This is a genomic window from Methanospirillum sp. (assembly GCF_035560735.1).
Taxonomy (GTDB): Archaea; Halobacteriota; Methanomicrobia; order Methanomicrobiales; family Methanospirillaceae; genus Methanospirillum.
This window is the reverse complement of sequence record NZ_DATMYY010000016.1, coordinates 1-22,457: the sequence shown is the minus strand read 5'-3', so window position 1 is coordinate 22,457 and position 22,457 is coordinate 1. Positions and strand designations below refer to the sequence as shown.

The window sequence follows — 22,457 nt, the reverse complement described above, 5'->3', positions numbered from 1 at the left end:
CATGTATACTTAATTTTTTAACAATTGGTGGGAGGGAAATGATCAATCTCCGTATTTGCATGAGATAAATGGATAGTGTATAAAAAATCGATTTTTTACGGTCTATGCATAGAAACATCGACACCCACAGGGATATCTCATCTAGGATTGAATACCGGTTCTTTACATTCATCCCATTGCTTGATCTACTGACCTTGGACTATTCATAAACAATTAATGCGGGTCAATACTGCTTCGTATGAGCAAGGTTTCAAAAAAGTCGGTTGGGAATTAAACTTCAGACCCTAGGCCTGGACCGGGAATCGAACCCAGATCGAGGGAACCACAATCCCTTAGGATAACCATTACCCCACCCAGGCAGAATGCACCATTTATGTTATCAGTTTATTCACTTGAATCTATCTATCACTGTAAGGATGGCCATACCCCGTGCTTAAGAATATGGATCCTTCCTCTCTCTTCTCTTTCCTTGTGAATCATTATTAGAGAGCACCTCTCATGTATAGTCATTCAGCCCCCTATTACCATACCTGAATAATATTACTTCTGGGAATTTTCTGGTACCAGAGGATGGGGGCCCTCGAATGGGGGTGCAGCGATGGCAAAGAAGTCTGATAAAAAGAGTCAGAGTAGTAGTGATAATCCAAAGATTCGTACCCCAATTGTCTGTGTGCTTGGGCACGTAGACCATGGGAAGACCTCACTCCTTGACAGGATCCGGGGTTCATCAGTTGTATCAGGCGAAGCTGGCGCAATTACCCAGCATATCGGGGCAACCGTTGTTCCGATCGAGACAATTCTGGCTATGGGGGGAGTCAATAAGAACCTGAAATTCAACATCCCGGGTCTTCTCTTCATTGACACACCAGGACATCACTCATTTACCACACTTAGGGCACGGGGAGGAGCTCTTGCAGATCTGGCAATTGTCGTGGTTGATATCACTGATGGATTCAAGCCACAGACAATTGAAGCCCTCCAGATCCTCAGAGGATGCAAAACACCGTTTGTGATGGCCGCCACAAAGGTTGATCGGATATCAGGATGGCGTTCATTTCCAAGCGAGACATTTCTCTCTAGTTTCGCCAAACAAAACCAGAGAGTTATCGATCTTGTAGAGAAGAAGACCTATGAGATTGTAGGTTCCCTGGCAGAGCATGGGTTCTCATCAGAACGATTTGACCGGGTAGACGATTTCGCACGGACTCTTGCGATAGTCCCGGTTAGCGCGCATACCGGCGAAGGAATTGCAGATCTGTTGATGGTGCTTATCGGACTTGCACAGCGATACATGGAGGACTCACTCACCCTGGCCGTGGATGGGCCGGGATCAGGTACGGTGCTTGAAGTAAAAGAGGAGAAAGGACTCGGGGCAACGATAGATGTGATCCTCTTTGACGGAACCATATCTGTGGGTGATGAGATAGCAGTCGCGTCAAGCACCGGGGTGATCACTACCAAAGTCAGGTCCCTCCTTCAGCCACGACCGCTCAAAGAGATCCTTATCGAAGATCGTTTTTCCCGTGCCAAGTCAGTCGTTGCAGCAGCCGGTGTCAAAGTCAGCGCACCAGGCCTTGATCAGGTCATCGCCGGATCTCCAGTAAAGGTTATTGATGGCAATGAGAACGAGGTAAGAGAGAGTATCGAGAGAGAGATGACAGAGATCAATGTAACACTCTCTCCTGAAGGTCTTATTATCAAGGCAGACACCATCGGTGCACTCGAAGCAATCTGTAAAGAGCTTACTACAGCGAAGATCCCGGTGATGAGGGCAGAGGTCGGACCGGTCACAAGACATGACGTTATCGAGGCCGAAACGATAAAAACACCATATTACCGTTCAATCATCGCATTCAACACCCAAGTCCTTCCCGATGCCCAGGACCTTCTGAACGAACCTATCTATGCAGAGATGGTCGAGTTGTTCAAAGGAAATGTCATCTACCATGTGCTTGAGTCATTCCTTGAGTGGCGTGACGATATGAAGCGTCATCTGGATCAGAAACGTTTTGAGCAGATCATCTTTCCGGCAAAGATGGTTGTACTTCCTGATTGCGTGTTCAGACAGAACAATCCGGCAGTCGTTGGAGTCAGAATCCTTTCAGGCAAACTCAGAAATGGTGTCAATCTTATCCGCAAGGATGGAAAAAAGGTTGGCCAGCTTAAAACTATCCAGCTCCGCAAAGAAAATATCCAGGAGGCAAAGGCAGGGGATGAGGTTGCAATCTCGATAGATGGAGCAACTGTGGGCAGACAGTTTGATGTGAACGATGAACTACTCATCAATATTCCTGAACGGCATGTAAAAGTGCTTGAAGCCGAAATGATGTCGCATCTTACGATCGATGCCAGAGAAGTTCTGGATGAATTCACCAGGCTTTACCGGAAAGAAAATCCGTTCTGGGGAAAGTAGACTTATAAAGATCGTCTGCAGATATATACGGAGACTGCTCGGCTCAGCTGAGTGATGGGAAATTTACACGTGCCAATGATATAGTCTCTTTTCAGAGACTCTGACAGCTGCTGACTAAACAAAAAATACTGATAATATGGTTGACTTTAAAGTAGTACTCTCTGACCCGGCAACGGGTAAAGCATACAACATCGATGCAACCGGTGGTGCGGCCGGGTCCTTCATGGGAAAGCGTATCGGTGAAGAGATCGATGGAACAGCACTTGGATTTGAAGGATACAAGATCCGTGTCACCGGTGCATCAGACCGCAACGGGACACCTGCCAGAAAGAGCCTCCCAATCGCTGGAAGACGCCGTGTCCTGGTAAGTGGCGGTGTCGGATTCCACCCAAAACTTGAGGGAGAACGGCGCAGGAAGATGGTCCGTGGATCAGAGATCACCGCCGACTTTGTTCAGATAAACGCGGTTGTAGCAAAAGAAGGTTCCAAGCCACTTGCATCTTACTTCGCCCCGGCAGAGGCACCTGCTGAGGGTGGGAACTAATACTTTATTCTTTTTTCATCAGATCTGATCGTAACACAGGGACAAGATCAGCATACGGTGTCTCAAACTCTTTTGCAAGAATTACCAGAGCAGCTCCGGGCCTCAGCTTTCCGTCAAACCGATCCCTGATCAGCTCGTTCATACGGCTCGCAACCTCTTCCTGGCTCATCCCACTGCTGGATACAATCCGATCCATCAGCTGGGAAATAGGATCTGCCACCTCAAAAATCGCAGATGATGGTTTGTATCCAATAGGGATCTGTACCTCAGCAGGATCGAAGAGAAGATAAAAAAATTCACCGTCTGTTCTGATAAGTCCCTGATCGAGCCCTCTTCTGAGTAACAGATCAACCTGATCCCGGTCCATCCATCTTCGATCAAAGGAGTAATAGTAGATCAATTCACTTCTGCCAAGTTTTTCTGCACGGCTGTGATAGAATGGCGCGGCAAGCGTTGTTTTAAGCGTCATCTGGATCCCTGAATTATCCCCTGATATTACTGCACAGGTTCTCTTGTAGCCTTAATAGCATAATGGAAAACCATCTAAAAAATTGAGATTGGCCACTATGAGGCATTATGCGTGGCAAGTCTTGAAACACAATCTTCGTTTCACTTCGATTATTGCAAACCATAGTGCTTTGCACCTTAATAGTCGCTCTTTCAGAATCCCTGATTAGAAAAATCAGGACCTAAACTGACAACTCAAAAAAAGATTATTCGATCAGAACAGCGTTGATTACGCCGTGCTGTCCCGGACGGCTGACGATACGTGCCTTTCCTGCACTGGTACTGATGATTGCACCCTTAGTCAGGAGGTTCCGTCGTACATAGTTCGGGTTGGCAGTGTTCTTCTCAACATTATCGATCTTGACTTTCTTGGTCTCTCCAGTCTTCGGGTTGCTGACTGCAGCAAACTCTGCACGAAGTGCACGGATCTTCTGGTTTCCTCCAAAAGTCCGGCTTACCTTGCGCTTCTCTGCACCGACGTGAGTTTCTGTCGGTGCTGACCCGATCTCCCTGCGTCTCTTTCCGCACGCCGGATGATATCTTCCACCAGTAGATTTACGAACCGATCTTCCTTGCCATTGCATGTTATCTTCCCTCTGATATTGGTGACGCTGTTTTGGTTGTGGGAGTCCTTCTTACGCCACAGAGTCCTATATCTATCACCCGCGCAGGTATATAGTCCCTTTTATGAGAGGATTTCATCAAGGAGGGCATCTACTCCATCACCAGTCTTCATATTGGTTCTGAAAACCTTCATTGACGGATTATACCGGTGCATGTCGCGTTCCATCCGTTCAAGATCAGCACCTACTGCCTCAGCGAGATCCACCTTGTTCAAAACCCCTATCGTGCAGCCACGAAACATCATTGGATGCTTGTTAACCACATCGTCACCTTCGGTTGATGAAACGACAACTATCCGTTTTTCAGCACCGAGTTCAAAGTCTGTGGGACAGACCATGTTCCCAACATTCTCCACAAAGAGAATATCAACCGCATCAAGAGGCAGATGGTGCAGGGCATGTTCCACCATATGGGCATCAAGATGGCATTCTTTCCCGGTATTTACATTCTCAGCAGGGATCCCGAGAGAAGTGATCCTGCGGAAATCATCATCTCCGTATACGTCTCCGGCTATTGCGGACGCTTTCAGGTTCTTATTTGCAAGACGGGGGACCAGCTGCTCAATAAGAGCAGTCTTTCCTGATCCAATCCCGCCAAGTAGATCAAACGCCCTGACCTTGTGCTTTTTCAGATGAGTGGCATTCTCATCTGCAATCCGCCGGTTGGATGAGAAGATATCCTTCTCAATCGAGACGTCGATATGATGCATACAGTTAGGTCTTGCCCGCTGGTTGTTTATAGGTTCAGTTCAAAGATCGTTAAGAATGGAGAAGGGACTAATACTTTATCCCTGCTATTTTGACGCAAAACTCATGCGCAAAGAGGGGCGCAGGGTTCCCAAGGAGCAGGCGGTATTTGCACCTGCAACCCCGGATATTGAAAGAGCAGTGGCGTCATGCGGGGTGAAGTACCGCAGAGAGAAGAAATCTCATCCATCCTGGTGGTGGAAACATGAAGGAAGGGTCATAGTTGAGTGTGAAGGCCCCAAGACAGAACTACTCTTCAAAGTAGCATCAGAACTCAAAAAAATATCACCGAAAACTCCACCCAGAAGATAGATGTACGATCTGCATACCCATACAATTCTCTCAGATGGTGAACTCCTTCCCTGCGAACTCATCAGGAGAATGGCAGTCCTAGGCTACGACACTATCGGTATTACCGATCATGCCGATATGAGCAATATCAGCCATATTATTGCTGCCATCGAAAGGGTTAGAAACTCTGCCGAGGAGTATGGGATCAAACTTCTGACTGGTGTGGAGATAACCCATGTTCCTCCGACCGAGATTCACCGCCTTGCAAAGCTGGCAAAAGATGAAGGGGCTGATATCGTTGTTGTGCACGGTGAAACCGTGGTTGAACCAGTTGCATCCGGAACAAATATGCAGGCCTGTACCTGTGAGTATGTTGACGTCCTTGCTCATCCCGGGCTCATCACGAGAGAGGAGGCTCAGGAAGCTTCAGAGCGGGACATCTTCCTTGAGATAACCGCACGGGGAGGACACAATAGGACCAACGGACACGTGGCCTTAGTCGCCAGGGAGACCGGATGCAATCTGGTTGTGGACTCTGATGCTCATTCACCCGGCGATCTCATGAATGATAATGCCAGGGAACTTGTAATCAGAGGAGCAGGTGTCCCATCAGGGCGTGTAGAAGAGATACTGACCTTAAAAACAAACCGGTTTTACCGCTGATAGCACTCTTTCTTAAACATTCACCTAAAGTATAAATACGGTCCAACCGCACATATATACGTTGCTTAGTCAATCTCCGGTGGGGGGATTAATTTTTTCAGGTGATGCATGTGGTTCGCGCGATTGGTCGGGTAAAATGTAGTTCAGGGAGCCATATGCTCATCGTCGAGTGTGATGCTGCCAAACTTCCCCGTCTGTACAGTCATGTACTGGACAAACGGTGGAAACCGGTTGGAAAACTCGTAGAGATATTCGGAAATATATCATCCCCGTATGCAGCTGTTCTCTGTACCATTCAGGATAGGGAGAAGCTGATCGGTGAGAAAGTGTTTATAAAATAAAATCAGGAGAGAGAGATGTCAGAAGAGATAGAAAAACTCCGGACGCTTCAGAAAGAGAGGGAAGCTCTGAAAAACCGTCTCGTCGGAAAGGTTGCCGAGAAGCAGAAGAGGGTCGAGAACCAGACCGAGACACAATGCCCTGAGTGTGGAAGCAGGCAACTGGTTCACGATTACGAGCGTGCAGAACTTGTGTGTCAACAGTGCGGTCTCGTCCTCGATGCTGAGTTCATTGATCGTGGTCCTGAATGGCGTGCATTCGATCATGACCAGCGTATGAAGAGGTCCCGTGTCGGTGCTCCGATGACCTTCACGATCCACGACAAGGGTCTCTCGACTATGATCGACTGGCGTAACCGTGACAGTTACGGTCGTGCTATCTCATCTAAAAACCGTGCACAACTATACCGTCTCAGAAAGTGGCAGCGGAGAATCAGGGTTAGCAACGCAACAGAGCGTAACCTTGCATTTGCTCTCTCTGAACTGGATCGTATGGCCTCTGCTCTTGGTCTTCCACGAAACGTGCGTGAGACAGCTGCAGTGGTGTATCGTGATGCAGTTGACAAGAACCTGATCAGGGGAAGAAGTATTGAGGGGGTCGCTGCAGCAGCCCTCTACGCAGCTTGCAGGCAGTGCAGTGTTCCGCGAACCCTTGATGAGATTGCAGAGGTGTCACGTGTATCCCGAAAAGAGATCGGAAGAACATACAGATTCATCTCCCGTGAACTCGGGCTTAAACTCCTCCCAACCTCACCAATCGACTACGTGCCAAGGTTCTGTTCAGGTCTTCAGTTGAAAGGAGAGGTTCAGAGCAGGGCTGTAGAAATTCTCAGACAGGCCGGAGAGCGTGAACTCACATCTGGGCGCGGACCGACCGGTGTCGCAGCCGCAGCAATATACATATCTTCCATTCTTGGCGGTGAACGCCGGACCCAGCGTGAGGTTGCTGAGGTAGCAGGCGTGACAGAAGTTACGATCAGAAACCGGTATAAGGAACTGGCAGAAAAGTTAGACATCGAGATCATCCTCTAAAATCCTCTTTTTCTTGGGGCTCGTAGATCAGGGGTAGATCGCTACGTTCGCAACGTAGAGGCCGCGGGTTCAAATCCCGCCGGGTCCATAAAAACAGTGACCAGATTATCTGGTTTTATTTGATAACAGGCAGTCAGGATCAATAACAGACCGCATGATGACTGGAACCTTGATACCTGCTTCTCCAGGAACTCCCATCAGGCTGTAGTAGAGATTCCATGTTCCTGAACTGCTCTTGTGAATTTCAGGATCTAGGATCCATACACCTTTCTGCTCACTCTCAAGGATTGGTTCATTTATAGAGTGAGAGAATATAAGTCCGTCAGATGAGGTTGCCAGCATCAGTCGCTGTCCTTTGGCTCCTGCTGAGAGATCTACATAGAAGAGTCCGTACGTTCCATTTTCAAGGAGTGCCACTGTCGGATCTGTTGCTGATTCCAGGCGATACCCTTCATCGCTCATCCAGGTCTTCCCATCGTCACCAGATACAGCACTTCTTATGGCTCCTTCAGATACCGCATAGTACATCCTGAGTTTCCCATCAACCATCCGAAGCCCGGAAGGAATCGAGTACTGCCCTTTCATATCCTGATCAGGAACCTGGGAGAGTTTCACCTTTCCTTCTGGAGTGAACCTAAAACCGTCTTTGGACCGGGCACTATACAGTGAAGGGCCATTCTCATCATTGATCCCGTAGATCATCCGGTATCCACCATCAGAAGTGGCAAACACCCATGGACTTGAGAATGGAGATGAGGCATTACTCTCATCAGAAGGGAGCAGGCATCCGTCAGGGAATTCATGCCATTGTGACCCGTCGGCTGATCCTGCACACCTGACACCTTCACCTATTCCAGAATAATATGCCATAAGGTTGCCATCAGGGAGTGTTGCCACCGTTATTGAAGATCCAAGCAAACCAGTCATTTCAGGCGTTCCAACGCAGTCACGGATCCTGATCATCCCGGGCACATACTTTTGAGTAGACGAACCGAAGGTGAAGATGATTTGGTCTGATCCATTCAACGGAAAGGTGAGATTCCTGCTCTGAGCCTGGTGACCAGTGACTGTTGCAGCGATCTGATGCTCACCAGCCTGTACATCTGAGAGGTTCTGAGGAGTAGTCCCGATATATGATCCATCCACAAATATTGCCACCCCCGGCAGATCAGCATCCACTCTGACAGAACCCATAGCCCCGGCAGGGAGCAGGAGCAGCAGAAGGGTAATGAACAGGAGGACCATCAAACGGGGATTTTTCATATCATGGGATCAGCATGCATTGAATAAGTATTTTCGTGTAATCCCTGGCTGAAAAAACCATATAACACAGGGAAAACGGATAGCACGCAGGGTATCTGCACTTCAACTTAACAAGAGTCCAAAAAAATACGCACTTTTGAATGATAGATACTCGAATTCTGACCGATGAGAAATAAAGAGGATAGAATCAGGAGTTATACAACCTTTTCGATGCGGTTCATTGCTTCTGCAAGTGTGTCCATTGAGGCTGCATAACTGAGCCTGATCCATCCGGGAGTATTGAATGCCACTCCCGGGGTTACTGCAACATGGGCCTCTTCCAGCCAGCGGTTTGCAATCGCTGCATCATCTCCATCGACTTTGAGGTAGGCATAAAAAGCACCTTCTGCCGGGGCATACCCAATTCCCATATCCATCAGTCGGTTAAGAACAAACTCACGGCGACGTTCAAACTCGTTTCTCATCTCACTGATACACTGCTGTGGTCCTTTGAGGGCAGCTACAGCACCGAACATCGCAAAGGTTGTGGGATGGCTGATTGTATGCTGCTGCACCTTGTTCATGTACCCAAGGATCTCCTTCGGAGCAACCGCATACCCAAGACGCCAGCCAGTCATCGCATATGCCTTTGAAAACCCGTTTATGGTGATCGTCCGATCTGCCATTCCTGGAAACATCGCCAGTGAGAAATGGATCTGCCCGTATACCAGTTTCTCATAGATCTCATCAGAGAGGGCAACAAGATCATGATCCTGGCAAATATCGGAGACCAGCCTGAGAGACTCCCGGTTTAAGACCGATCCGGACGGGTTTGAGGGACTGTTGACGATGATCATCCTGGTCTTGTTGTTTATCTTCTCAAGAAGGGAGTCCTCAACCTGAAAGGTTTTCTTATGAAGAGGGTGATGGACCGGTGTTCCTCCGGCAATCTGGATACATGGCTCGTAACTCACCCATGAGGGATCCAGAATAACAGCCTCATCGCCGGGGTTAAGCACCGCCTCGCATGCCTCATAGATGGCATCCTTTGCTCCACAGGTGACAATAACCTGATCACTTGTACATGAAAACCCGTTTTCAGCCTCTATCTTTTCAGAAATTGCTGATAAAAGAGATGGGATCCCTTTTCCGGGGGCGTAATGAGTTTCTCCCCGGTTAAGTGCATCGATACAGGCTGCGGTGATGTGGGCTGGTGTCGGGAAATCAGGCTCCCCAATAGAGAGGCTGATCACATCGACCCCTGATGCCTGTAATCTGCGGGCCTTATCAGTTATCTCGATCGTCGCTGACGGGGCAATGGCTGCAAGTTTTGACGAGAATGATCTCATGCCAATCGTTGAACGAGTTTGATGGCTGATTCTACAGCCCGCTTACCATAATCGACACGATCATTTGCCTCAAGCCGGGTCATGCCCGGACCTGATATACCGAGGGTTACCGGCTTTTCGAACTCGAGAGAGAGATCGATGATCTTCCGTGCTGCATGTTGAACTACAATCTCATCATGCTCGGTTGATCCTTCGATCACACATCCTATGGTGACAACAGCATCGACATTCTTCTGTTTCAGCATCTTCTTGATCGCAAGAGGCATGTCATACGCCCCGGGAACATAGAAACGCTCTACAACCTCGGCTCCAAGAAACTTTGCATGCTCCTCTGCCTCGATCTCCATCATGTAGGTGATATCACGGTTGAATTCCGCAACCACAAATCCCAGTTTTATTGCCATTATTATATCTCCTGGTTACTGACGTGCAGCACCTGCATCAGAGAAACCCTGCCGCTGGCCTGAACCTGCCTCCCGCTCGAGGGTACCCGGACGCATGAGTTTTATCACATTTACCGCGTGTTCACGGGCACGCTGCTCGGCAAGCCATGCAAGCTCAGAATCATCAGTTGCTTCATCCTCGTGGACAAAGACCTCAATGATATGCCTGTTTGTCATCAGCTGGCACTGGATCAGCCCGGTTGATGCCTCATGTGCACACATCCGGTCTTTTTCCTTGCCACCCGGCATCCCGAGAGCCATGCAGATATCGCACTTGTACTCTTCAAAGAGTTTCTTGCAGGCTACCGGGAGGTCCTTGACTCCCGGTACCGTGTATCGTTCGATGACGACACTACCGTGTTTTTTGAGTTCGTCGATCGCGAACTTGCCCATATTTACCCTGGCAAACGTGGTGTCCGCGATACCGATTCTCATCCCAGAACCTCAGCCGCTGCCATAACACCCGAAGATTCCGCCTTATGCCCACTCTTCTGGATTGCATACTCGGTGGCTGCAAGAGTTGCAAGGAGTTCAGGTGCTGATACGCAGCCCATGTGTCCAATCCTGAAGATTACATCCTTGAGGTGATCCTGACCACCCGCTATCTGGATACCGAGCTTCTTGACATGCCCTCTGAAGTCCTTGTCGTTTGAACCTTTTGGAATCCTTGCAGCTGTAACAGTGTTTGAGTACTGGTGGACCGCATCAGTCTTTGGAAACATCTCGACTCCCCAGGCAGCAACCGCTGCACGGACTGCCTTTGCCATACGGTGGTGACGGGCAATCCGCTTTTCGATTCCTTCCTCTTCAATAAGCAGGCATGCCTCGCGAAGGGCAAAGAAAATCGGAACAGCAGGAGTGTATGGGGTCTCCATCGGAGACTTGGCTGCATTCTTCCGGTATGCTGGAAGATCCAAATAATATGGCGGATTCTTCACAGCCTTTTCCCAGGCACGGGAAGAGACCGAGACCGCTGCAAGACCTGCCGGAGCGGCAAGACACTTTTGTGAGCCGACAATTGCGACATCGACTCCCCACTCATCAGCCTTTACGGTGTCTCCGCCAATGGAGGTGACTCCGTCCATGATAAAGAGGGCATCATGCTTGCGGCAGATCTTTCCGACTTCTTCACCCGGGTTAAGGATGCCTGCGGAGGTCTCGTTATGAACCATGGTCACAACCTCGCACCCATTCTCGAGTGTTTCCTTTAATGCCTCGAGATTGAGAGGAGTTCCCCACTCAGATTCTATTGGGACTGTCTCGCCATAACGCTCACCAATCTTCCAGAGGCGCTCACCAAACTTGCCGTTGATGAGATGAGCCATTTTTCTGCCCTTTCCAAAGTTGGAGACTGCGGCCTCCATCCCTGCCGTACCAGATCCAGATATGACCACGAGATCGTTATTTGTTCCAAAACATGTTTTGAGAACACGGACAATATCAGAATAGGCACCACCAAATTCAGCACCGCGGTGATTGATAGCCTGCCTGGCCATCGCGAACCGCACCCGTTCGGGGAGTGGAACCGGACCGGGAAGCATCAGGAGAGTCTCATCTTCCATACAATTCAGCTATACTTATACCACTACTGCCTGATTATATCTTGGAAGATTATGGTTGATGTGAGCATCATCTGCGGTTCTGCCTCTGATGAAGAGGTAGCAGAGAAAGCCTGGACAGTCCTGAAAGAAAAGGGTATCTCATATGATTACCAGGTCATATCAGCCCACCGAAACCCGGAGAGGCTTGATGAGTATGTTGCAGGGTCAGATGCAAAAGTGTATATCTGTATCGCCGGACTTTCGGCAGCCCTTCCCGGAGTAGTTGCATCTAAAACAGAAAAACCGGTCATCGGTGTGCCAGTTTCAGGGAAACTTATGGGTGGACTCGATGCCCTTCTCTCGATTGTACAGATGCCCAAGGGTGTACCTGTGGCTTGTGTCGGAGTTGATAACGGACAAAACGCTGCACTTCTCGCAATAAGAATTCTGAATCTCTGTAAATAACGCAATCACGGTATGGCATCGCAGGTAGTTTTTCAATAGGGCAGTAATAACACAGGAACAGGGTCCAATTCCCTGTTCATAACATCCACCTTTTAAAGCCCATTACCAGGTACGGTTGATTCATTTGGATTTCAACTAGCCATCTACCCAAGAACGCCGGTAGCTTATCGATTTCAAATTCAACAACCCTTCTCGAATGTTTTGTGAACAATCCCGGCCACAGTATACAATTATACTGAATATCGTCTCAACCGAGACAGCGAGATAAAAAAAGTGGTATTAAGATATTTAGTACCGGCGACGGTTGCCACCGTAGCTGCCACCGCTGCCAAAGTCGCTGCGGGGCTGCATTGGGCGTGCTTCGTCAATACGGAGGGTACGGCCTTCGAAAACAGTCTGGTTCAGTGCATCCATTGCTGCCTGGGCTTCCTCAGAGGTTCCCATCTCAACAAAGGCGAATCCTTTCTGTTCGATTACTTTTACACTTGCTACTTCACCGTACTGGGTGAATAAATCACGAAGCTGACCTTCATTTACAGAGTATGTCAGGTTACCAACGTAGAGTCTCTTTCCTTCCATTGCTAAATCACAGATTCCTTATGTTACATCCGCGAGCTGGCCATCCTGAAAAAATATTCAGAATAAATCAGAGGATTTCCGAAAACAGCCTGAAAACGATTGTCCGTCTTACCGACGAAAATTGCTCACGAAAACTATTGTCAGGATATTCCTGCGTCTGTGTTATAGTGTTACTATTACAGGTACTTATACCTGTGTATCAAGTTATTCAAATTTCTTAAAAAAAGATCCCCAGAGGGGTATACTGTATTAGTAACGGCGTCCGGCGCCGCCACCATATCCACCGCGGTCAAATTCGCGGCGTGGCTGCATCGGGCGTGCTTCGTCAATACGGAGGGTACGGCCTTCAAAAACAGTCTGGTTCAGTGCATCCATTGCTGCCTGGGCTTCCTCAGAAGTTCCCATCTCAACGAAACCGAATCCTTTCTGCTCGATAACCTTAGCGCTGACCACATCACCATACTTGGAGAATAAATCCCTGAGCTGGGCTTCATTTACGGAGTACGTCAGGTTTCCGACGTAGAGTCTCTTTCCTTCCATAGCAAATCACGTAACTAATTTACATACGCAGATAGCGGCCACAGATCAGGGATCTTGATGATGCCCACGGACTGACGAACATAGCTTTTTCAGAAACGATCTGCCTGTGGCAGATGATGCTTCGAGCGACCATATAACCGGACTACCGTACGTCTGCAAGAAAATATTTGTATCATCTGTTAAAAAATCTTCCTCACCCTGCAGGAACACAGAAACCTCCCCAATATGGACCCAGTTTCACCCTAAGATATCCCTGACCATCTTCACTGCACACAGATCTCCACACATGGAACAGGTCTCGCGATTACCATCCCTATCATGAATCTCTTTTGCACGCTCAGGAAAGAGAGATAGAGAGAACTGTTGTTTCCAGTCAAGGTCTCGGCGTGCCTTGCCCATTTGCACCTCACGGCTATACGCAGCAGCATTTCCCTGGGCAAGATCGCCAACATGGGCTGCTAATACTGATGCCCTTGTTCCTTCAATAATGTCGCTGGTTCTGGGAAGGGCAAGATGCTCACTCGGCGAGACCATGCAGAGGAAATTTGCCCCGTTCTGGCAGGCGATTGCTCCACCTATTGCTCCGGTGATATGATCATATCCGGCTGCTATGTCTGTCACCAGTGGTCCAAGCAGGTAAAGGGGAGCCATGCCAGTGAGTTCTTTGATCATTTTCACATTGTATCCAATCTGGTCGATAGGCATATGTCCCGGTCCTTCGATCATGCGCTGAACACCATGCTCATGGGCACGCCTTGCAAGCCTTCCAAGGTTCAGGTACTCAACTGTTTTGGCTTCCCGCATGGCATCCTCATGGCAGCCAGGTCTCATCCCATCTCCCAGACTTGCAACCACATCATATTCTGCCAGGATCTCAAGGAGATAATCATACTCTGCCCAGAGAGGATTCTCCTCATCCCGGGAGATCATCATCGCTGCATGAAACGAGCCACCCCTGGAGACGACACCCATTGTTCTAGGATCCTGACGGAGGCTTTGCACTACTTCCCGGTTCACTCCGCAATGGAGTGTGAGAAAATCAACACCCTGCTCACAATGCTCGCGAATGACTTTAAAGAGCAGATCAGCATCAAGGTCAGCAACATTTCCAGCACGCCTGACTGCCTCATAGACAGGGACAGTCCCGATGGTCACCGGAAAGGAGAGAATCATACTGCGTATTTTTGGAAGGTCGCCACCGGTAGAGAGATCCATCAGGCAGTCTGCACCGGCAGAGATTGCTGCAGCGGTCTTCTCTTTTTCCATGTCAACATCGCAGAGATCCTGAGAGGTTCCTACGTTCACGTTGACCTTTACCCTGCATCCCTCCCCTATTGCACAGACTGGATGCTCTCTTCTTGGGTTTGCCGGTATCACCACCCTTCCGGTTCGGATCAGTCGCTCCAGCTGATCAGGTTCTATCTGTTCAGTCTTCGCAGCCTGGTTTAGCAGATCGAGATCAACCCTGTACTCCCGGGGAGTCACCATATCATACTTTTTGCCTTGAGGGAATATCATAGTCACATGACCATCAAGCTCATCCCGGGCAGAGGGATGTATGCCAATGCCTACCTCGCACAGGAAACCGTTCTTGTGGATGCCGGCGTCACCCCGATGTCAGTTGAGGCGCATCGGGAATCTATCAAATATATTGTGCTCACCCACTGCCACTTTGATCACATCGCATATCTGGGACCATTGGTTAGTATGACAGGAGCAAAGGTTTGCATTCACGCAGCAGATGCAGAAGGACTCAGAGAAGACAATCTGAATCTTGCAATGCACTTCGGCTCACATTCTCCCGGGATAATTCCAGATATTATCCTTGAGGATGATAGCCAGTTGGAAGGGCTAGAAGTTATCCACACCCCTGGTCATACACCGGGGAGTATCTGCCTCTATGACAAAGAAACCAGGGATCTCATTTCCGGTGATACGGTTTTTTCAGACGGGGCATTCGGGAGATACGATTTCCCAGGTGGGAGCCGTGAAAATCTTAGTACATCACTTGACCGGCTTGCAGACCTTGAAGTGAAAGGTTTGTACCCAGGACACGGGCTTCCTGCTCTTGAGCATGGGGAACGGCACATCAAGGCTGCCCAGGCTCTCATGAAATCAGGATATGCCTAACCAATGAAACCAGGAATCTATGTTCTCCTTCTTTATGGGGAAGGTGCAGTCAGAATTGGATCCCTTGGAACAATTTCATTCTCACCAGGGTTTTACTCATACGTCGGATCTGCACTCGGACCAGGTGGGCTTGCAAGGGTATCAAGACATATGATGGTGGCCCTCGCAAGGGACAGAAAACCCAGATGGCATATAGATTATCTGCTCCTGAATCCAGGCTTCAGACTGGTGCAGGTGTTCTGCGCTGCGACCCCTGAGCGACTTGAATGCCATCTTGCGCAGGCCATTGCTCTCCCCCCAATCCAGGGTTTCGGCTCCTCTGATTGTAGCTGTAATGGGCACCTGTTCTTCTCTCCTGATAATCCGGAAAAAGGTATCATTGGCGCTTTTGATGCCATAGGGCTGCATCCAATGATCAAACAACCACGATTGTCCAGGCACTCCTCCGGTAGAGAGTTTGGCAATGTATAATATTTGTGTAATCAGAATACCTCACACGGGAGGATCTGCACCGGATTGTCCGGTGAGGAATGAATTGTTATGATCAAGGTTGCAATCAACGGGTACGGAACCATAGGCAAGCGAGTTGCTGATGCAGCGGCAGCGCAGAAGGATATGGAGATCATCGGTGTCTCCAAGACAAGACCAACTGCTGAAGCCCTTGTAGCAGTCAAAAAAGGATATCCGGTTTATATCGCTGACATCACCAAGAAAGCCTCCTTTGAGAAGGCGGGCATTCTGGTTGCCGGATCGATTGAAGAGATGGTCCAGAAGGCTGATGTGATCGTTGACGGGACTCCCGGAGGGGTCGGAGAGTCGAACAAGGCTCTCTACGAAAAATACGGCAAAAAAGCGATCTGGCAGGGCGGAGAAGACCACAATCTTGCAGGTTTCTCCTTCAATGCCCATACAAACTACAAGGATGCCATCGGAAGGCAATTTGTCAGGGTCGTTTCATGTAACACCACCGGCCTGTGCCGGGTTATCAAAGCACTTGACGACAAGATCGGGGTCGCCAAGGTCAAGGCAGTCATGGTACGCAGGGGGGCAGATCCTCATGTTGTCAAGAAAGGACCAATTGATGCAGTAGTGCTTGATCCACCGACAATTCCAAGTCACCACGGCCCTGATGTGAACACTGTCCTGCCTCACATTGACATCGTAACAATGGCCATGATTGTACCTACCACCCAGATGCACATGCATGCAATCCAGATGGAGCTGAAGAGAGAGAGCACCAGAGACGAAGTGCTTGATGTCATGAAGGCACATTCACGAATCGGACTTGTTCAGGCAACCACAGGGATTAAGAGCACGGCAGAACTCAAAGAATATGTTATGGATCTCGGAAGGCCACGTTCAGATCTCTGGGAGAATGGTGTCTTCGAGGCTTCAGTTGCAGTCATTGGAAAAGATCTCTATTTCTTCCAGGCGATCCACCAGGAAGCCGATGTGGTCATTGAGAACGTGGATGCAATCAGAGCCATGGCCGGAGATGTCAAGGATCCCGAGATCTCAATAAAGATGACGAACGAATCCCTTGGATTTGTTGCTATCTGACCGGGCCACCCAATCATTAACTCTTTTCAGCGCCTACGTGTGTGAATGGATCCCTACTCTCTCGCGGTGCGAAACACGGTCGAGGTCGTCACGGAGGAAGAACTACGTGGACTGCTTGCAAAGTCAGGCAGGAAGGTCTATGCCGGTTACGAACCGAGCGGTGAGATCCACCTCGGCCATCTCGTTACGATCAATAAGTTGATTGATCTCAGAGATGCCGGCTTTGAGGTGATCGTCCTTCTCGCAGATCTGCACGCTTTCCTGAACCGCAAAGGCACCATGGAAGATGTTGCCAGACTCGCAGCCTATAATAAAAAATGTTTTGAAGGACTCGGACTCACAAATGTCACTTACGTGCTTGGATCAGATATCCAGCTGAGTCGTGAATACCAGCTCCTTGTCCATGAACTTGCCCAGCAGATAACCCTGAACCGGGCAACCAGGAGCATGGACGAGGTCGGTAGACAAATGGACAACCCCACTGTCTCGCAGATGGTGTACCCGATCATGCAGATGGCAGATATTGCCATCCTTGGGGTTGACGCAGCAGTAGGAGGGATCGACCAGCGGAAGATCCACATGCTCGCACGTGAGTATCTTCCAGGCAAGGGCTACCCATCACCGGTCTGTCTCCATGTCCCTATCCTGAACGGGCTTGACGGAAAGAAAATGTCTTCTTCGCAGGGGAATTACATCTCTGTCGCAGACAGTGAAGATGCAATCAGAAAAAAGATGAAAAAGGCATTCTGCCCACCTGAGATAGAGGAGAACCCGGTTCTGCAGGTGCTGAAACATCATATCTTCCCAAGAACCGGATCTCTCACTATCCAGCGACCAGAAAAATTCGGAGGAGACCGGACGTTAACCTCATACGAAGAGACAGAACAGGCATACGCAGCTGGTGAGATTCATCCGGCAGATCTCAAGAATGCAACAACTGAAGCACTCATTGAGATTCTGGCACCTGTACGAAAATATCTGGAAGGGTAAAAATAAGGAGGGGATAAGCATCGAACGCGACCGATATGATCTTCATAAGTATGACAAACGTGTCGATGCTTCCCGGATGAGAATCAAGGATCTCGATCAACTCAAGGTGCGGGAAGATGTATTTGACGAGATCACGCTTCTCGCCCTGTACAAGATGGTGAATAGAGGCTGGATATCAGCCATCGGAGGTTCCATCTCAACAGGTAAAGAGGCTAATGTCTTTCTTGCGGACAGGAAAGAGGAACAGGTTGCCATCAAGATCTACATGACCAGGACAGCCAACTTCCAGAAGATGCAGGACTATATCGCTGGAGACCGCCGGTTTATTAATATCGGCAAAACCCGTCGGGACATCGTTTTTGCTTGGACAAGAAAGGAGTTCTCAAACCTGAAGCGTGCTCTTGAAGCCGGGCTCGCGGTTCCAAAACCGCTTGTATTTGACAGGAACATCCTGGTTATGGAATTTCTCGGTGAGGATGAGATTCCGTACCCCCAGCTCAGGGTTGCAAAAATTCCAGACCCGGCCGGGGTGTATGCGAGTTTAATGGAATCCCTTCGAATCCTCTGGCAGACAGCAAAACTGGTACATGGGGATCTCTCTGAGTACAATATTCTCTATGGTGGAGGGAAAGCGTGGCTGATAGATATGGGGCAGGCAGTCACACCTGATCACCCACATTCAATCATCTTTCTCAGGAGGGATCTGGAGCAACTTAACCGGTTCTTCTCTCCCCTCTGTGAAACGATGGTACTTATTGACGCGATGCGGCAGGTCACCGGTATACCACACTTGCCTGAAAATGCAGGAACAGAACTAAGAGAGGCGTAATATGCAGCAGGAGACACGAATTACCAAGGAACGGATAGGTGTCCTCATCGGAAAGAAGGGGATAACCAAGCGGGAGATCGAGGAAAAGACCAAGACAACCATTCTTGTAGACAGCGAGGAAGGTCTGGTCTCAATCGAGGGAGAAGAGGCTGACGGATTTCTCAGGGCTGTTGAGGTAGTGAAGGCTATTGCAAGAGGTTTCTCACCAGAACGTGCTTTCAGACTCTTTGAGGATGAGGATCTATATCTTGAACTGATGGAGCTTTCTGACATAGCAGATACCCCGACAAAACTTGAAAGAATCAGGGGAAGGATCATCGGACGGGATGGTAAATCCAGATCCCAGATCGAGGACCTGACCAATACTGAGATCTCGGTGTACGGGAAGACTGTCGCTATTATCGGAATGATTGAACGGGTTAAGGTTGCACGTGAAGCGATTGAGATGCTCATCAACGGTGTCTCACATGAAAGCGTGTATGCATTCCTTGATCGGAAAAAGCGTGAACTCAAGCAGGACATGCTGAATTATTATTACTGATCCTGATGCCCAAAATCCCACAAAAAAAATTTCTGACCTGCAGAGATGGGAGTTCATGTTACCCTTTCTTTTCCTTTTTTTCTCTGTTTATCGCCCTGGATACAATCAGGTGAATCATGGAAATCGCAACCCTTCCCCTTCCAAACACCCTTATTGAGAGTTGTTTAAGTAAGGGGATCCGGGAACTCTATCCCCCTCAGGCAGCCTGTGTTGATGCCGGATTGTTGGACGGCAAAAATCTCCTGATTTCAATACCAACTGCCAGTGGAAAGACCCTGCTCGCTGAGATGGCCATGGCATCGCAGATCGCAAGGGGAGGAAAGTGTCTGTATATTGTGCCACTCCGGGCACTTGCATCAGAAAAGTTCGAAGAATTTAAAGCTCACGGATCAAGGGTCGGGGTTGCTACTGGTGACTTTGACAGAATAGACAACCAGCTCGGCTCCAATGACATCATCGTGGCAACGAGTGAGAAAGTTGACTCACTCCTCCGTAACCGAACCAGGTGGCTTAGTGGAGTTACACTTATGGTCCTTGATGAAGTCCACCTGATAGGCTCTGAACACCGGGGGGCAACTCTTGAGATGGTGATCACCAAGATGCGGTATGCAAATCCGCAGATGCAGATCATCGGTCTCTCAGCAACGATTGGAAACCCGAAGGCACTGGCATCCTGGCTTGAGGCAACTCTGATATCAAGTACCTGGAGACCGGTTGACCTCAGGCAGGGGGTGTACTTTGACGGAACAATCCAGTTTGGTGGTAAAACAGAGCCGCGTACCGTCAGGGCTGTCACCAAACATGATGATCTGAATCTCTGCCTTGATACTATCGAAGAGGGGGGCCAGTGCCTGGTCTTTGTGTCTTCACGAAGAAATGCGGAAGCCTTTGCCAAGCGTGCAGCTTCTGCAATAAAAGCAGGAACTCCGGACTCAAAGGAGCTTGCCATCCGTATAAGGCAGTTAAGGGATGCTGATCAGCCTAATCTTCTAGCAGAATGTGTAGAGCGAGGAGCTGCATTTCATCATGCCGGGCTCAAACGGGAAGAGAGGCTCATTATCGAGGAGGGGTTCAGGAAAGGATATCTGGAGATTATATCAGCAACCCCGACCCTTGCTGCCGGGCTTAACCTGCCTGCCCGCAGGGTGATTATCAGGGATTACATGCGGTTCACATCTGGACTGGGCATGGTGCCAATCCCTGTGATGGAGTACCACCAGATGGCAGGACGAGCCGGACGACCGCACCTTGATCCATATGGGGAATCTGTTCTGATCGCAAAGGACCGGCAGACGGTGGAGAAACTTATCGAGTTTTTTATCGATGCCGGTGCTGAGGAGATCAATTCCCAGTGTGCTGACGAAAATGCACTCTGTGCACACATACTCTCCCTGATAGCAACCGGATTTGCAAGGGATACTGCGGCACTTACCGATTTCATGGAACGGACCTTCTATGCCTTCCAGCATCCGCATTCACGATCCATGGGAAGGATTGTTGGTGAGGCAACACGATTTCTCGTCTCTGCAGCGATGATCACAGACGAGGAGGGGCAGCTCTCTGCAACTAAACTTGGATACCTTATATCAGTCCTGTACCTAGATCCTCATGGTGCCAGAAATATTCTTGACATCTTGCAAAAATCCGATCAGGTTACAGATATTGGAATTCTTCATCTGATCTGTACAAGTCCTGATATGCCCCGGCTGTATCTGAAGTCAGCAGATACCACCTCACTCAAGTCATTTCTCTATAAAAACGGTGATGACCTCATGGTCCCGCTGCCGTATGATTCAGAGAAGGAGGAGATCTGGCTTGCTGCCCTGAAAACAGCGCTTGTTCTGGCAGACTGGGCAGAGGAAGTTTCAGAAGAGAAGATGGAGGATCGGTACGGCATCGGTGCCGGGGATATCTACAATGTAGTTGATTCGGCCAAGTGGCTGCTTCACGCAGCAGACAGGCTGGTAGGGATGGAAATTCCTGCTTTCAAAAAAGAGATCAGCCAGATTGGTACCAGAGTGCAATATGGAGTGAAAGAAGAACTGCTCCCTCTGGTGCAACTTCGCAACATTGGAAGGGTCAGAGCCCGTAGACTCTATAACGCCGGGTACACAAACAGGGACAGACTCAGGGAGGCAGGTCTTCCGGTGCTAACCCGGATACTTGGTCAGCATCTGGCAAGACAGATTCTCACATCTGTAGGTGCTTCAGTACCTGATTTACAAATAAGCGGGAAGAAAGAAACCTCTTCATCCGGAATTGCCAGTGGTGAAGTACAGGATTTAACTGACCTCCCAACTATTGGAACCAGACTAGTTGCAAAACTGAGAGAAAATGGCATAAACTCAGTATCTGATCTCCTCAATGCTGATCATGAGATTCTTGCTACAATCATCGGTTCGAAGCGGGCAGAAAAAGTACTTCTGTATCTATCAAAGCAATATCTGATTCCTTCAGAGAATGATGAATTAAATGAAAGCATACAAATGCAAGAAAGAAAAGAAAAGAGCGAAATAAAAAGGGTAGGGCAACAGTCATTTAGTGACTTTTTATGAGAAAGGGTAGGTGAGCTGAGAGATGATAGATGAAACAGTTCAGGCTGATGTTCACCAGGTACGGTTTCATGTAACAGAGAATAAGGAATTTTTACAAATACTTCGTGATCTAGGAAAAAAAAGGAAGTGTTCCTTAATTTGTGTCGATCGTAACTCTGTAGCAGGGAGACGACATGTTGAGACTGCATTACATTTTGCTGGCCGCTCATTCAAATCCGACATTCCAATATCCCGAAGTCTTGAGGTTGAATCCTTACTTTATACTGCCGGAACAAGGCAGACAGGACTTATAGAGGCATTTGGGATAAAAGCAGGTACTAATGAGTGTTACCTGTGTATCCTTCCTCCCTCTGATGAGGCTGAAAAAGAAATTCATGAATTTATGGAGTTTGTAGATCATGAAAAGTGGGAGGAAATTTCGAGTGATAAAATCAAGCACCTACAGAGGTTGTTTGCTATAACTGATAGTGAACTTCAACTCTCCGGGATTGATAAAATAACGGATCTCATTTTGGAACGAGTAGCACTCCTGAAT

Annotated in this window: 26 protein-coding genes and 2 tRNA genes; 16 read left to right on the top strand and 12 right to left on the bottom strand. The window is 48.8% G+C overall.

The features are described from left to right. Nucleotides 1-287: 287 nt before the first annotated feature. Nucleotides 288-359, bottom strand: a tRNA-His gene (locus VN429_RS00490). 239 nt (nt 360-598) lie between these two features. Between VN429_RS00490 and infB the strand changes: the two genes are divergently transcribed. Together infB and VN429_RS00480 are read left to right on the top strand one after the other, a co-directional pair. Further along, the gene (gene infB, locus VN429_RS00485; RefSeq protein ID WP_325628612.1) at nt 599-2,413 is read left to right on the top strand and encodes a translation initiation factor IF-2; all 1,815 of its coding nucleotides are present in this window, start codon (nt 599-601) and stop codon (nt 2,411-2,413) included. A 136-nt stretch (nt 2,414-2,549) separates the two neighbouring features. Continuing rightward, a complete protein-coding gene (locus tag VN429_RS00480) occupies nt 2,550-2,957 on the top strand; it encodes a 30S ribosomal protein S6e (RefSeq protein ID WP_109968719.1) in 408 nt (135 codons plus the stop codon). 4 nt (nt 2,958-2,961) lie between these two features. Here the strand turns inward: VN429_RS00480 and VN429_RS00475 are convergent, their stop codons facing one another. From VN429_RS00475 to hypB, 3 genes are all read right to left on the bottom strand, one after another. Next, nucleotides 2,962-3,426: a DUF2240 family protein gene (locus tag VN429_RS00475; RefSeq protein WP_325628609.1), complete on the bottom strand. Its 465-nt coding sequence runs from the start codon at nt 3,424-3,426 to the stop codon at nt 2,962-2,964. A 244-nt stretch (nt 3,427-3,670) separates the two neighbouring features. Continuing rightward, a complete protein-coding gene (locus tag VN429_RS00470; protein WP_109968721.1) occupies nt 3,671-4,048 on the bottom strand; it encodes a 30S ribosomal protein S8e in 378 nt (125 codons plus the stop codon). 101 nt (nt 4,049-4,149) lie between these two features. After that, complete coding sequence (hypB, locus tag VN429_RS00465; protein WP_325628606.1) at nt 4,150-4,797, bottom strand: hydrogenase nickel incorporation protein HypB; 648 nt, start codon at nt 4,795-4,797, stop codon at nt 4,150-4,152. A 55-nt stretch (nt 4,798-4,852) separates the two neighbouring features. On the opposite strand from hypB, the gene VN429_RS00460 reads away from it, so the two are divergent. From VN429_RS00460 to VN429_RS00440, 5 genes are all read left to right on the top strand, one after another. Beyond that, the gene (locus VN429_RS00460) at nt 4,853-5,146 is read left to right on the top strand and encodes a signal recognition particle subunit SRP19/SEC65 family protein (RefSeq protein ID WP_325628604.1); all 294 of its coding nucleotides are present in this window, start codon (nt 4,853-4,855) and stop codon (nt 5,144-5,146) included. Further along, entirely contained in the window at nt 5,147-5,788 is a 642-nt protein-coding gene (locus VN429_RS00455; protein WP_325628602.1) for a histidinol phosphate phosphatase domain-containing protein, read from the top strand. It begins immediately after the preceding gene. Between the two features lie 104 nt (nt 5,789-5,892). Next, nucleotides 5,893-6,129, top strand: a complete 237-nt coding sequence (locus VN429_RS00450; RefSeq protein WP_109968725.1) for an H/ACA ribonucleoprotein complex subunit GAR1 — start codon at nt 5,893-5,895, stop codon at nt 6,127-6,129. A 15-nt stretch (nt 6,130-6,144) separates the two neighbouring features. Further along, nucleotides 6,145-7,158 (top strand): transcription initiation factor IIB, encoded by a 1,014-nt coding sequence (locus VN429_RS00445; protein WP_109968726.1) that lies wholly within the window; start codon nt 6,145-6,147, stop codon nt 7,156-7,158. Nucleotides 7,159-7,174: 16 nt separating this feature from the next. Then, a tRNA-Ala gene (locus tag VN429_RS00440) sits at nt 7,175-7,246 on the top strand. Between the two features lie 17 nt (nt 7,247-7,263). Here the strand turns inward: VN429_RS00440 and VN429_RS00435 are convergent. The 5 genes from VN429_RS00435 to VN429_RS00415 form a co-directional block, all read right to left on the bottom strand. Then, a complete protein-coding gene (locus VN429_RS00435; protein ID WP_325628598.1) occupies nt 7,264-8,421 on the bottom strand; it encodes a PEGA domain-containing protein in 1,158 nt (385 codons plus the stop codon). A gap of 194 nt (nt 8,422-8,615) precedes the next feature. Next, complete coding sequence (locus VN429_RS00430) at nt 8,616-9,749, bottom strand: pyridoxal phosphate-dependent aminotransferase (RefSeq protein WP_325628596.1); 1,134 nt, start codon at nt 9,747-9,749, stop codon at nt 8,616-8,618. After that, a complete protein-coding gene (gene ribH, locus VN429_RS00425; RefSeq protein WP_109968730.1) occupies nt 9,746-10,153 on the bottom strand; it encodes a 6,7-dimethyl-8-ribityllumazine synthase in 408 nt (135 codons plus the stop codon). The genes VN429_RS00430 and ribH overlap by 4 nt, the downstream gene beginning before the upstream one ends. 15 nt (nt 10,154-10,168) lie before the next feature. After that, a complete protein-coding gene (gene ribC / locus VN429_RS00420; protein ID WP_325628591.1) occupies nt 10,169-10,627 on the bottom strand; it encodes a riboflavin synthase in 459 nt (152 codons plus the stop codon). Further along, nucleotides 10,624-11,754 (bottom strand): pyridoxal-phosphate-dependent aminotransferase family protein, encoded by a 1,131-nt coding sequence (locus tag VN429_RS00415; RefSeq protein WP_325628589.1) that lies wholly within the window; start codon nt 11,752-11,754, stop codon nt 10,624-10,626. The genes ribC and VN429_RS00415 overlap by 4 nt, the downstream gene beginning before the upstream one ends. 51 nt (nt 11,755-11,805) lie before the next feature. Between VN429_RS00415 and purE the strand changes: the two genes are divergently transcribed. After that, nucleotides 11,806-12,198, top strand: coding sequence for a 5-(carboxyamino)imidazole ribonucleotide mutase (gene purE, locus VN429_RS00410; protein ID WP_325628587.1), 393 nt, complete (start codon nt 11,806-11,808; stop codon nt 12,196-12,198). Between the two features lie 288 nt (nt 12,199-12,486). On the opposite strand, the gene VN429_RS00405 is transcribed toward purE, so the two are convergent. The 3 genes from VN429_RS00405 to thiC all read right to left on the bottom strand — a co-directional run bounded on the left by VN429_RS00405 (nt 12,487) and on the right by thiC (nt 14,805). Beyond that, the gene (locus VN429_RS00405) at nt 12,487-12,777 is read right to left on the bottom strand and encodes an RNA recognition motif domain-containing protein (RefSeq protein WP_325628585.1); all 291 of its coding nucleotides are present in this window, start codon (nt 12,775-12,777) and stop codon (nt 12,487-12,489) included. Between the two features lie 249 nt (nt 12,778-13,026). Then, nucleotides 13,027-13,317, bottom strand: coding sequence for an RNA recognition motif domain-containing protein (locus tag VN429_RS00400; protein WP_325628583.1), 291 nt, complete (start codon nt 13,315-13,317; stop codon nt 13,027-13,029). Nucleotides 13,318-13,554: 237 nt separating this feature from the next. Beyond that, nucleotides 13,555-14,805 carry a phosphomethylpyrimidine synthase ThiC gene (gene thiC, locus VN429_RS00395; protein ID WP_414675281.1) on the bottom strand — a complete coding sequence of 417 codons (1,251 nt, stop codon included), beginning with the start codon at nt 14,803-14,805 and terminating at the stop codon, nt 13,555-13,557. A gap of 36 nt (nt 14,806-14,841) precedes the next feature. Here thiC and VN429_RS00390 point away from each other — a divergent pair, with 36 nt between their 5' ends. The 8 genes from VN429_RS00390 to cgi121 form a co-directional block, all read left to right on the top strand. After that, nucleotides 14,842-15,447: an MBL fold metallo-hydrolase gene (locus VN429_RS00390; protein ID WP_325628579.1), complete on the top strand. Its 606-nt coding sequence runs from the start codon at nt 14,842-14,844 to the stop codon at nt 15,445-15,447. A 3-nt stretch (nt 15,448-15,450) separates the two neighbouring features. After that, complete coding sequence (locus tag VN429_RS00385; protein ID WP_325628577.1) at nt 15,451-15,918, top strand: GIY-YIG nuclease family protein; 468 nt, start codon at nt 15,451-15,453, stop codon at nt 15,916-15,918. A 69-nt stretch (nt 15,919-15,987) separates the two neighbouring features. Then, nucleotides 15,988-17,007 (top strand): type II glyceraldehyde-3-phosphate dehydrogenase, encoded by a 1,020-nt coding sequence (locus VN429_RS00380; protein WP_325628575.1) that lies wholly within the window; start codon nt 15,988-15,990, stop codon nt 17,005-17,007. Nucleotides 17,008-17,052: 45 nt separating this feature from the next. Beyond that, the gene (locus VN429_RS00375) at nt 17,053-17,997 is read left to right on the top strand and encodes a tyrosine--tRNA ligase (RefSeq protein WP_325628573.1); all 945 of its coding nucleotides are present in this window, start codon (nt 17,053-17,055) and stop codon (nt 17,995-17,997) included. Next, nucleotides 17,936-18,826 carry a serine protein kinase RIO gene (locus tag VN429_RS00370; RefSeq protein ID WP_325628571.1) on the top strand — a complete coding sequence of 297 codons (891 nt, stop codon included), beginning with the start codon at nt 17,936-17,938 and terminating at the stop codon, nt 18,824-18,826. Before VN429_RS00375 ends, VN429_RS00370 begins: the two co-directional genes overlap by 62 nt. 1 nt (nt 18,827) lies before the next feature. Continuing rightward, a complete protein-coding gene (locus VN429_RS00365) occupies nt 18,828-19,367 on the top strand; it encodes a KH domain-containing protein (RefSeq protein ID WP_325628569.1) in 540 nt (179 codons plus the stop codon). Nucleotides 19,368-19,483: 116 nt separating this feature from the next. After that, nucleotides 19,484-21,922, top strand: a complete 2,439-nt coding sequence (locus VN429_RS00360) for an ATP-dependent DNA helicase (RefSeq protein WP_325628567.1) — start codon at nt 19,484-19,486, stop codon at nt 21,920-21,922. Between the two features lie 22 nt (nt 21,923-21,944). After that, on the top strand, nt 21,945-22,457 hold a 513-nt coding region (gene cgi121 / locus VN429_RS00355), incomplete at its 3' end, for a KEOPS complex subunit Cgi121 (RefSeq protein ID WP_325628565.1).